A 10093-nucleotide genomic window follows, 5' to 3' on the forward strand; every position below is an offset into this window, starting at 1 on the left:
TCCGCGGCGAATGACTGCGCGTGCTGCGACGTAGCCTTGAGGGGTGACAGCGTTCGTCTCAGCCCTCGACCTGTTCTCGATCGGCGTCGGCCCCTCGAGTTCCCACACGGTCGGACCCATGCGGGCCGCGCGCGTCTTCGTCGAGGGACTCGCCGAAGACGGGCGCCTCGAGCGCGTGCGGCGGATCACCTGCTCGCTCTACGGTTCGCTCGGAGCGACGGGACTCGGGCACGGCACGCCCGACGCCGTGGTCGCCGGCCTCGGCGGCCTCGCCCCCCACGACTGCGACCCCGACGACGTCCGCAGCGCGTGGGCCCGGCTCGGCGACGGCGCCGAGGTCCTGCTCGCCGGGCACCACGCCGTGCGGATGTCCCAGTCCGACGTCAGCCTGGAGCCCCGCACGCGGCTCCCCGGACACCCGAACGCGCTCACCCTGCAGGCGTGGGGCGACGACGACGCCCTGCCCATCGCCGAGGAGACGTACTACTCGGTCGGCGGCGGCTTCATCCGCCGCGACGGCGACGCGCCCGAGCAGGCCGAGGCACTGCGTCATCCGCTGCCCTACTCGACTGCGGCGGAGCTGCTCGCGCTCTGCGACGAGCACGGCGTGAGCCTGTGCGACGTCGCCTGGCGGAACGAGGTCGCCGTACACGGCGAGGAGGGCATCGTCGCCGGGATCGATGCGATCTGGGACGCCATGGCCGAGTGCGTGGCGCACGGGCTCGCGACCGAGGGCACGCTCCCCGGCGGCCTTCGCGTGAAGCGCCGCGCACCCGAGGTGCGTCGCCGGCTCGAGGAGTACGACCGGGACGAGCACGTCCGCGACACGTCCACGGAGTGGCTGCACGCCTTCGCGCTCGCGGTCAACGAGGAGAACGCCTCGGGCGGGCGTGTCGTGACCGCGCCGACGAACGGGGCTGCCGGGATCATCCCCGCGGTCGGCCACTACTACCTGAAGTACGTGCCCGGCGCCGACCGCGAGGGCATCCGCCGCTACCTGCTGACCGCGTCCGCGATCGCGAGCCTCGTGAAGAAGAACGCCTCGATCTCGGGGGCCGAGGGCGGGTGCCAGGCCGAGGTCGGCTCGGCGTGCGCGATGGCGGCGGGCGGGCTCTGCGCCGTGCTGGGCGGCACCCCGCAGCAGATCGAGAACGCGGCGGAGATCGCGATGGAGCACCACCTGGGGCTCACGTGCGACCCGGTCGCCGGACTCGTGCAGGTGCCGTGCATCGAACGGAACGCGATCGCCGCGTCGACCGCCGTCTCGGCCGCGCGCCTCGCCCTGCACGGCGACGGGACGCACATCGTGTCGCTCGACACCGTCATCGAGACCATGCGCCAGACGGGGATCGACATGATGTCGAAGTACAAGGAGACGAGCGAGGGCGGCCTCGCGGTCAACGTCATCGAGTGCTGACCGCACCGTGTCCCCCGGATGGGTCGCTTCCGCCGTGGACCGCGATTCTGCGAAGGTAGCCGGGTGGACCCGAACATCGACCCCAGCCTGCTCCTCGGCCAGAGCGTCGCCGTGCTCGTCATCGGCTCGCTCATCTACCTCGCGTTCATCGCGCTGAGCGTCTGGATCGGCTATCTCATCGTCAAGGCGGCCGTGCGCAACGGCCTTCGCGAGCACACGCTCTGGCTCGAGCAGCGGCGCGGCCCACTGCGCTGATCGGTCGCCGGGCCCGGCCCGGCCGGCCGCCCGCACGCGCGAACCCGACTCGCCGCGCGGCCTCCGTGTCCCCCTAACAGGCGCATTCGACGATCGGCGCCCCGGTCTCCACGTTGGTCAGCGTGTCGACCGCGCGCCGTTCGCGGCCGCCGTCGTGCTCGACCTCGAACCCCTCGCGCACCCAGTACTCGAATCCGCCGAGCATCTCCTTCACGGGGTGCCCGAGGCTCGCGAACGCGAGCGCCGCGCGGGTCGCGCCATTGCATCCCGGCCCCCAGCAGTAGACGACGACGGCCGTCCCGCGCGCGAACCGCGTCGGCGCGACCTCGGCGATGCGACGCCCGGGCAGGTGCACGGCGCCCGGGATGCGGCCGGCCGCCCAGGCGGCCTCGCTGCGCGTGTCGACGAGCACGAAGCCGGGGTCGGGTGCGGCGAGCGCCGCCGACACGTCGGACACGTCGGTCTCGAATCCGAGGCGTGCCCGGAAGTGGCGCACGGCCTCGGCGGGCGATGCGACGTGGGCGAAGAGCCCGTCGACGGATGCCGCGGGAGCGGCGGGCACGGGAGCGGTCGGGTTCGTCATGCTCCGATGCTCCCACCGGCCGTGCCGGGTCCCGGGCGCGATTCCGGCCCGCGTTGCGCGACATCCCGCCAGATCGTGCGGGCCGTGCGCGCGGCGCCGTGCCTCAGCCGCGCCGTCGCCGCCCGACGTCACGCACCGCGGAAGTAGGCTCCGATCGCCGCGCCGAGCGCGGCGAGGTCCTCGACGTGCGCGAGTTCCCGCGCGGAGTGCATCGAGAGCAGCGGCGGCCCGACGTCGACGGTGCGGATGCCCAGGCGGGTGGCCGTGAGCGGCCCGATGGTCGAGCCGCACGGGATCGCGTTGTTCGACACGAACTGCTGCGTGGGCACGCCGGCCGCGAGGCACGCCGCGGCCCAGAGGGCCGACCCCGCGGCATCCGTCGCGTAGCGCTGGTTGGCGTTGAGCTTCAGGAGCGGCCCGCCGCCGAGCACCGGGCGGTTCACGGGATCGTGGCGCTCCGGGTAGTTCGGGTGCACGGCGTGGCCGGCGTCGCTCGAGACGTGCCACGACGCGGCGAACGCACGGCGGCGGTCCTCGACGCCGGCCCCGAGACCGGCGCCGATGCGGGCCAGGACGTCGGCGAGGAACGGTCCGCTCGCGCCCGACCTCGACTCGGATCCGAGCTCCTCGTGGTCGAATGCGGCGAGCACGCTGACGTGCTCGGCGTCGTCGGGCGCGCCCAGGAGCGCGGTGAGCCCCGCGTGCACCGACGTGAGGTTGTCCATGCGGCCGGAGGCGAGGAACACGTCACCGCGACCGAATCGGGCGGGTGCCGCCGAGTCGGCGACGTGCACGTCGTGCCCGACGACCTCCTCGGGGTCGATCCCGGCGAGCGCGGCGAGGTGGGCGACGACGTCGGTCGGTTCGCCGCTCGTCTCGACACCCCAGATCGGCTGCACGTGGCGCTGCTTGTCGAGCGTGAGCCCGTCGGAGTTGACGCCGCGGTCCAGGTGGACGGCGAGCTGCGGGATGCGCAGCAGCGGCCCCGTCGCGACGAGGTGGGTCGCGCCGTCGCGGGTCGCGAGGCGGCCGGCCAGTCGCAGCTCGCGGTCGAGCCAGGAGTTCAGCAGCGGGCCGCCGTAGACCTCGACGTTCGCCTGGGAGAGTCCGGCGGCCGCGCTCGAGGGGTTGGGCTTGAGCTTGAACGACGGCGAGTCCGTGTGCGCGCCGAGGATCCGGAACGGGGTCGTCGCCTGCGCGCCGTCGGGCTGCACCCAGGCGATGACGGCGCCGTCGCGGACGACCACCCGACGCCCCGCGCCGCTCGGCCAGGCGTCGCGCTCGTCGAGGCGTTCGAACCCCTCCTCCTGGAGCCGGCGGGCCACCTCCTCGGCCGCGTGGTACGACGACGGCGATGCCGTCACGAACGCGGTGAAGTCCTCGATGTACGCGTCGACGTCAGGGGTGCCCATCCCCCCATCTTCGCAAACCTCGACGGCGCCCCGGACCGCCGGCGACGCTCAGGCGAACCGGATGGTCGCCTGCAGCCGCGCGCGGATCTCCATGACATCCGCACCGCCGAGGACGGGCGACCCGGGAACGCCCTCGCGGATCGCGCTCGCGAGCCGCGACCGGCGCACGAGCGCGACCGCCGCGCCGCGCACCGATCCGCCGACCTCGATGGGTGCGCCCGCGTACTCGTCGGGCACGACCACGACGAGCGCGGTCGGCTTCACGCGCGCCGCACGGGTGACCGCCTTCGCGCGCGCTGCGAGCAACCGGATGGGCCGCTCCCCTGCGAGCGCCTCCCCGATGAGCTCGCCGCGCTTGAACGCGACCGGTCCGCCCCAGTCCTCGGACTGGATCGCGATGAGCCCGGTCGGTCCCAGCACCAGGTGGTCGAGCTTGGGCGGGAAGCCGGGGCCCGCGGCATCCGTCGCGATGTCGTGCCACACCGTGTAGGCGATGCCGAGTGTCGCGAGCGCACGCGCGGTCTCCTCCTCGGCGAGCGCGTCGGCGAGCACGTGACGGATGTCCCGCGGCGCCGAGCGCACGAGCGACGGGTCGTAGGGGTCGTCGAGGGTCACGCCGCGGCCCGCCCACTCCCGGATGAGGTCGAGGTAGCGCTCGCGCGTCCATCCGCCGGGGTGGCCGTAGGCGCGCGCCATCGGCCGCGAGTCGCGGCGCGGGCGCGGGGCCGAGGGCGCCCAGGCCTCGTGCTGGGGCTCCGCCATCCCGCCGGCGGACCCGCGATCGAACGCCGCGCGCGCCTCCGGGGTGCCGATGAGCTCCCAGGCGCGCTGGACCGCGTGGAACCGCGTGACGTCGCCGCCCGTGTCGGGGTGCGCGTGGCGCAGCGCTCGCCGGTACGCGAGGCGCAGCGCCGTGGCATCCGCATCGGAGGCGACGCCGAGCACCTCGTAGGGCGAATCGGACAGTGGGGAGTCGGGCATGGGCTCGCTTTCGGTGGCAGCCACGAGGATACCGCCGCCGTCGGGGATATCGCCGTGTGCGGCCCCCGAGGCCGCCTCAGTCGACGATCGGGCGCAGCATCCCTCCCGCCACGAGCTCCCGCGTGGCGGGCGCGAGCTCGTCCCAGAGTTCGGCTCGGTCGACCTCCAGCAGGTCGGCGATGGCGTCGACGAGCACGCCGAGCGGCAGGTCCCCGTCGGCCGCGCCGACGAGCGCCGCGAGGCCGGTGCCGGCGTCGACGACCCGACCGAAGCCGCCGCCCTGTCGCAGCAGGATCACGGTCGGCTGCTCGGCGCCGGGCCAGTGGTGGCGTTCCTCGGTCACGTCCTCGGCGACGGCGAGGCGCAGCGCGCGGAGGGCGTCGTCGTCGAGCGCCTCGACGAGGTCGGCTGCCGCGAGGCACGCCTCGAGGTGGGCGGCGAGCCCGCCCGAGACGTCGCCGAGCGGGCCGTGCAGCCGTTCGGCTCGCCCGAGCGAGGGCACGCGCCCGTCGGCCGGGCGACGCAGCAGCACGTAGCCGAATCCGACCGACTCGACCTCGCGCGCGGCGAAGTCCTCGATCCATGCGCCGTGCAGCGCCTCGAACTCGGGCGTGCCCGGTCGCGTTCCGCCGTCGCGGATCCACGTCTCGGCGTACTCGCTGGGATCCTGACGCTCGCGCTCGACGATCCAGTACTCGAGGCCCGCGTCGGCGGCCCATCCGGCGACGCGTTCGAGCCCGTCGGCGAGGTCGTCTCCGGCACGCCGGTACTCCCAGTTCCCGAGCAGCTGCGCGATCCCGCCGGGAGCGAGGTGACCGGCGGCGCCTCGGACGACCGCCTCGACGATCGCGTCGCCGACCAGGCCGCCGTCGCGGTAGTCGTACGCCGGGACACCGTCGCGGCGCGGCGTGATCACGAAGGGCGGGTTCGACACGATGCGGTCGACCCGCTCGCCGGCGAGCGGTTCGTAGAGGCTCCCGAGCCGGAAGTCGATGCCGTCGATGCCGTTGAGCGCGGCGTTCAACCGCGCGAATCGCAGCGCCCGCTCCGAGATGTCGCTCGCGATGACGCGGTCGCTGAAGCGCGACGCGTGCATCGCCTGGATCCCGCACCCCGTGCCCAGGTCGAAGGCGGTCGCGATGGGCCGCTGCAGCAGGAGGCCGCTGAGCGTCAACGAGGCGCCGCCCACGCCGAGCACGTACTCCTCCGGGAGTGCGCCACCGGTCGCCAGCTCGCCCGGGTCCGATGCGATCCACCACTCCCCGGGTCCGGCGGCGTCGGTGAACGCGTAGGGCCGCAGGTCCATGAGCGGCACCGCGTCGTCGCCCTCGATGCGGACCATGCCGAGCGCCTCGGCCCGGGTGACGCCGAGGCCCGGCAGCGCCGCGGCGAGGTCGACGGATGCCACGGGCACGCCGAGCACGAAGCACCGCACGAGCGTCGCCAGCGGGCGCTGGTCGGTCCCGACGTGCGCGAGCGCGAGCAGGGCGGGAACGCGGTGGCCGCGGCGAAGCGCCGCGCCGGGATGGGTGGACGTCTCGTCGGCGCCGCGCTCCCAGAGCGACTCGATCCCCGCGACCGTGTACCCCGCGGCGTCGAGGTCGGCCGCGAGTGCGTCGACGGAGTCGGTGTCGTGCGGGTCGTCGCGCTCGCCGGCGGGTGTGCTCACGGTGGTATTCAACCAGTCCCGATGCGGCATCCGCCGGAGCCCGCGACCGCCGACGCGACCGAGGAGCGGGGGCGTTCACCTCACGATCGCCCGCGCGTCGCGGCCGCGTCATCGGCTCGCCGCCTGCGCGTCACCGCGCGTCCATGCACCACCGGGGCGTGTAACCCGGACGACACACGCGCCAAGTACCGTCGGTTACGATCGGACGAGCGAGGGGAGGTCGCACATGGCAGAGCCGACCACGCTCGAGCGCCTGCGACAGGACGCGCGGGACGAACTCTCCGCACTCATCGAACTGCGGTGCCGCCTCGGGGAGGACCCGTGGGCGTTCCTGCCCGAGCTGCCCTCGGTCGACGAACAGGTCGTCGCGACGCTCCGCGAGGAACGCCTGCACTCGGAACGGTGGAGCCCCGCGCGGGCGCGCGCCTACCACCCGACCGCGCGGCGCGGCGCCGTCGAGCGCTTCGAGTTCGAGATCCTCCGCGACATCGCGATCGACCACCCCGAGCTGAGCACCGCGGTGTGGAGCATGCTCGGCCGCGTGCCGACCGCCTGGTGAGGTCCGCCGCGCAGTCCGCTTCGGTGTTCGACCGCGTCAGGTCGCAGCCGGGGCGTTCGCCGCGTCCGCCCGCCGCTGGACGCGCATCCAGGTGACGAAGCCGATGAGCGTGAACACGCCGTAGAAGAGGTACAGCAGCGCCGACGCGTAGTACCCGGCGCTCACGAGCAGCGGAACGCCGACGATGTCGACCGCGACCCAGATCAGCCAGAACTCGGTCCAGCCGCGCGCCATGCCCCACGTCGCGAGCAGCGAGCCGACGAAGATCCAGGCGTCGGCCCAGACCGGTTCGAAGGACCCGAGCGCTCGGAAGATCGGGGTGAGCGCGAGCGTCCCTCCGACGAGCAGCACGACGAGGAGCACGCGCTCGAGGCCCGTCGCCCAGCGCGGCGTCACGGCCGGCGCGGATGCGTCGCCGTGCCGGTTGCGCGACCACTGGATCCAGCCGTAGATCGAGACGATGATGAACATGACCTGACGCGCCGCCTGGCCGAGCAGGTTCACCGGATTCGGCGTGCCGAACACCGCCCCGAGGAAGACCGTGAAGAGCAGGGCGTTCCCGATGATGCCGACCGGCCACGCCCACACCTTGCGGCGGAGGCCGCCGAGGGCCGATGCCAGGCCGAACGCGTTGCCGACGATCTCACGCCAGAGGATGACCTGGTCGCCGATCACCAGTTGCGCGTCGAACAACCACGCGATCGGGTTCACGGGGCGACCGCCGCGTCGCTGCGCGACGCCGAGCGGTCGCGTCGCAGCCGCCGCACGAGTGCGGCGACGGCCCGCCACCCCAGCAGGAACGCGGCGAGCGTCAGGGTCGCGACGACGACGAACGCGAGCGCCGCACCCGACCCCGTCACGAGGCGCAGGAGCATGCCGACGATCACGGCCGACAGCCACGCGGCGATGCCGGTCGGCCGCACGGCGAGCGGACGGCGCCACCCGCGCGCCACGAGCCATCCGATCGCGAGGCCGACGAGGAACGGCCACGCCGTCTGCCAGACGCCCGCGGCGTCGACGACCTCGCGATGGCTGCCTCGGCCGATCGCGGCGAAGACGACCACGAGGACGACGTCGACCGCGACGGCGACGACCGCCGTGACGGAGGGACGAGAGGGCGCGGGCATGCGACCATCGTAGGTCGCCCGACATCCCCTAGCCGACGGCGAGCCGCCGGAGTTCGCCGGCGGTCGTCACGGGCAGTGCGCACACGAAGGACCGGCACCGGTAGGCCGCGGCACGGCCGTCTCGCAGCGACCGTCCGGCGAACAACTCGAATCCGGCGTCCGCCAGCGCTCCGGCCTGCGCCTCGGTGACGATGGCGGTGACGGATGCCTCCTGCCGGCGCGCCTCCCCGGCGAGCTCCGCCGCGGGGCGCGCCTGCCCGGCGGGCGCCGAGTCCTCGTCGTCGCCGTCGGGCACGATCACGACGAGCTGGACGAGCGGAGCCGCGAGCCGCGCCATCACGCCGAGCGCACCTCCGAACGCGATCGGTCGCGTCGGCGCGATGCCGGCGACCATGCGCATGGCGGATTCCGCCAGCTCCCGGTATCGGTCCCCCGCGCCGATCGCGGCGAGACGCCACGCGGCATCGGCGCACGCCGTGAGCCCCGACGGCGACGCCCCCTCCGCGGGGTCGTCCGCGAAGCCGAGTCCGTGCGCGGCGAGCACCGGGTCGCCGCCGCCGGGTGCGGCGAACGGTGCGTGGTCCTCCTCCCCGACGCCCTCGGCCGGCGCCGCGCTCCCGCCGGACGCGGCAGCCGCCGTCTCGGCCGCGGCGTCCACGAGTTCGCGCGCCGCGACCGCGTACCGCGCCTCCCCGGTCGCCGCGGCGAGCCGTACGAGTCCGCCGGCGAGCATCCCGGTGTCCTCGAGGGTGGCGGTCGCGCGCGATGCGCGGCCGTCGAGGGACGCACGCACGAGCGTTCCGTCCGCGCGCACGTGGTCGACGAGGAGCCGGTCGGCCGCGCGTCGCGCGGTCGAGATCGCGTCGGCGTCGCCGAACACCTGGCCGGCGCGCGCGAGCGCGCCGATGGCGAGCCCGTTCCACCCGGTCAGGAGCTTCGCGTCGAGGGCCGGGGGTTCGAGGTGCGCCCTGCCCGCGGCATCCCGCCGGTAGTAGCCGCCCTCGTCGCGGCGACCGTCGATGATGCTCTCGGAGTCCTGGGCCGCGGCGAAGCCACCCGCGGGCAGCTGCATCCGGTCCGAGAGGAACGAGACGACGCCCGATGCCAGGGATTCGAGGAACACCTGGCGATCGTCACCCGTCGAGAGCTCGGCGGCGACCTCGAGGAGCTGGGCGTTGTCGGTGAGCATGCGCTCGTAGTGCGGCTCGCTCCAGTCCGCACGCGTCGCGTAACGGAAGAAGCCGCCCTCCACCGGGTCCCGGAGCGGCGACGCGCCCATCTTCCGCATCGTGCGGATCGCGAGCCCTCGTCCCGGCCCACCCGCCGCGGCGAGGAAGCCGAGGACGGGCGCGACGGGGAACTTCGGCGCAGACCCGAATCCGCCGTGCACGACGTCCTCGTCCGTGCCGAGCTCCCGCACCGCGTCGTCGAGCGCCGCGCGGTCGGGCAGCGCGGCGGCGCGGGTTCGGGCGCCGGATGCCGCGGCGATCGCCGCTCCCACGGCCTGGGCGGTGTGATCCAGGTCGTCGCGGCGTTCGCGCCACGCCTCGCCGACGGCCTCGAGCACGTCGCGGAACGACGGGATCCCCTGCTGCGCGCGCGGCGGGAAGTAGGTGCCGGCGTAGAACGCGCGGCCGTCGGGGCGGGCGAACACGGTGAGGGGCCAGCCGAGCTGACGGGTGAACGCGGATGCCGCGGCCAGGTAGCTCGCATCGACCTCGGGATGCTCCTCCCGATCGACCTTGATCGCGACGAAGCCCTCGTCGAGGAGTTCGGCGATGGCCGGATCGCTGAAGCTCTCGCGGGCCATGACGTGGCACCAGTGACAGGTCGCGTAGCCGATCGACACCAGCACCGGAACGTCGCGGCGACGCGCTTCGGCGAAGGCCTCCTCGCCCCACGGGTACCAGTCCACGGGGTTGCCTGCGTGCGCGCGAAGGTACGGACTCACCGCGCCGGCCAGTCGGATCCCCATCGATCCAGCGTATGCCCGCTTCTGGTGTGTGGGGGTGGGGTGAGGTGTTAACGCAGAAGAGCCACCCCGTTGGGGTGGCTCTTCTGGAATGGATGTCCGGCGGTGTCCTACTCTC

General features: G+C 74.1%; 10 protein-coding genes. 3 read left to right on the plus strand and 7 right to left on the minus strand.

The window, feature by feature from the left end; genetic code table 11:
• Window positions 1-43: 43 nt before the first annotated feature.
• Together GJR97_RS17730 and GJR97_RS17735 are read left to right on the plus strand one after the other, a co-directional pair.
• Window positions 44-1417 carry an L-serine ammonia-lyase gene (locus GJR97_RS17730; protein WP_324613668.1) on the plus strand — a complete coding sequence of 458 codons (1374 nt, stop codon included), beginning with the start codon at window positions 44-46 and terminating at the stop codon, window positions 1415-1417.
• A 63-nt stretch (window positions 1418-1480) separates the two neighbouring features.
• Entirely contained in the window at window positions 1481-1672 is a 192-nt protein-coding gene (locus tag GJR97_RS17735) for a hypothetical protein (RefSeq protein ID WP_154348045.1), read from the plus strand.
• Between the two features lie 73 nt (window positions 1673-1745).
• Here the strand turns inward: GJR97_RS17735 and GJR97_RS17740 are convergent, their stop codons facing one another.
• The 4 genes from GJR97_RS17740 to GJR97_RS17755 form a co-directional block, all read right to left on the minus strand.
• Window positions 1746-2255, minus strand: coding sequence for a rhodanese-like domain-containing protein (locus GJR97_RS17740; protein WP_154348046.1), 510 nt, complete (start codon window positions 2253-2255; stop codon window positions 1746-1748).
• 128 nt (window positions 2256-2383) lie between these two features.
• Window positions 2384-3667 carry a M18 family aminopeptidase gene (locus GJR97_RS17745; protein WP_154348047.1) on the minus strand — a complete coding sequence of 428 codons (1284 nt, stop codon included), beginning with the start codon at window positions 3665-3667 and terminating at the stop codon, window positions 2384-2386.
• 48 nt (window positions 3668-3715) lie between these two features.
• Complete coding sequence (locus GJR97_RS17750; RefSeq protein ID WP_154348048.1) at window positions 3716-4648, minus strand: DnaJ domain-containing protein; 933 nt, start codon at window positions 4646-4648, stop codon at window positions 3716-3718.
• A gap of 76 nt (window positions 4649-4724) precedes the next feature.
• Window positions 4725-6317: a DUF7059 domain-containing protein gene (locus GJR97_RS17755; RefSeq protein ID WP_324613669.1), complete on the minus strand. Its 1593-nt coding sequence runs from the start codon at window positions 6315-6317 to the stop codon at window positions 4725-4727.
• Window positions 6318-6543: 226 nt separating this feature from the next.
• On the opposite strand from GJR97_RS17755, the gene GJR97_RS17760 reads away from it, so the two are divergent.
• Window positions 6544-6876 carry a hypothetical protein gene (locus tag GJR97_RS17760; protein ID WP_154348050.1) on the plus strand — a complete coding sequence of 111 codons (333 nt, stop codon included), beginning with the start codon at window positions 6544-6546 and terminating at the stop codon, window positions 6874-6876.
• Window positions 6877-6912: 36 nt separating this feature from the next.
• Here GJR97_RS17760 and pnuC read toward each other — a convergent pair whose 3' ends face one another.
• Genes pnuC through GJR97_RS17775 form a run of 3 tightly spaced genes read right to left on the minus strand, consistent with a single transcriptional unit; the run spans window position 6913 to window position 9978 of the window.
• Complete coding sequence (gene pnuC, locus GJR97_RS17765; protein WP_324613670.1) at window positions 6913-7587, minus strand: nicotinamide riboside transporter PnuC; 675 nt, start codon at window positions 7585-7587, stop codon at window positions 6913-6915.
• Window positions 7584-8003 carry a DUF3054 domain-containing protein gene (locus tag GJR97_RS17770; protein WP_154348051.1) on the minus strand — a complete coding sequence of 140 codons (420 nt, stop codon included), beginning with the start codon at window positions 8001-8003 and terminating at the stop codon, window positions 7584-7586. The genes pnuC and GJR97_RS17770 overlap by 4 nt, the downstream gene beginning before the upstream one ends.
• 28 nt (window positions 8004-8031) lie before the next feature.
• The gene (locus tag GJR97_RS17775) at window positions 8032-9978 is read right to left on the minus strand and encodes a thioredoxin domain-containing protein (protein WP_154348052.1); all 1947 of its coding nucleotides are present in this window, start codon (window positions 9976-9978) and stop codon (window positions 8032-8034) included.
• Between the last annotated feature and the right edge of the window lie 115 nt (window positions 9979-10093).

It is taken from the genome of Agromyces kandeliae, assembly GCF_009674665.1.
GTDB classification, from domain to species: Bacteria; Actinomycetota; Actinomycetes; order Actinomycetales; family Microbacteriaceae; genus Agromyces; species Agromyces kandeliae.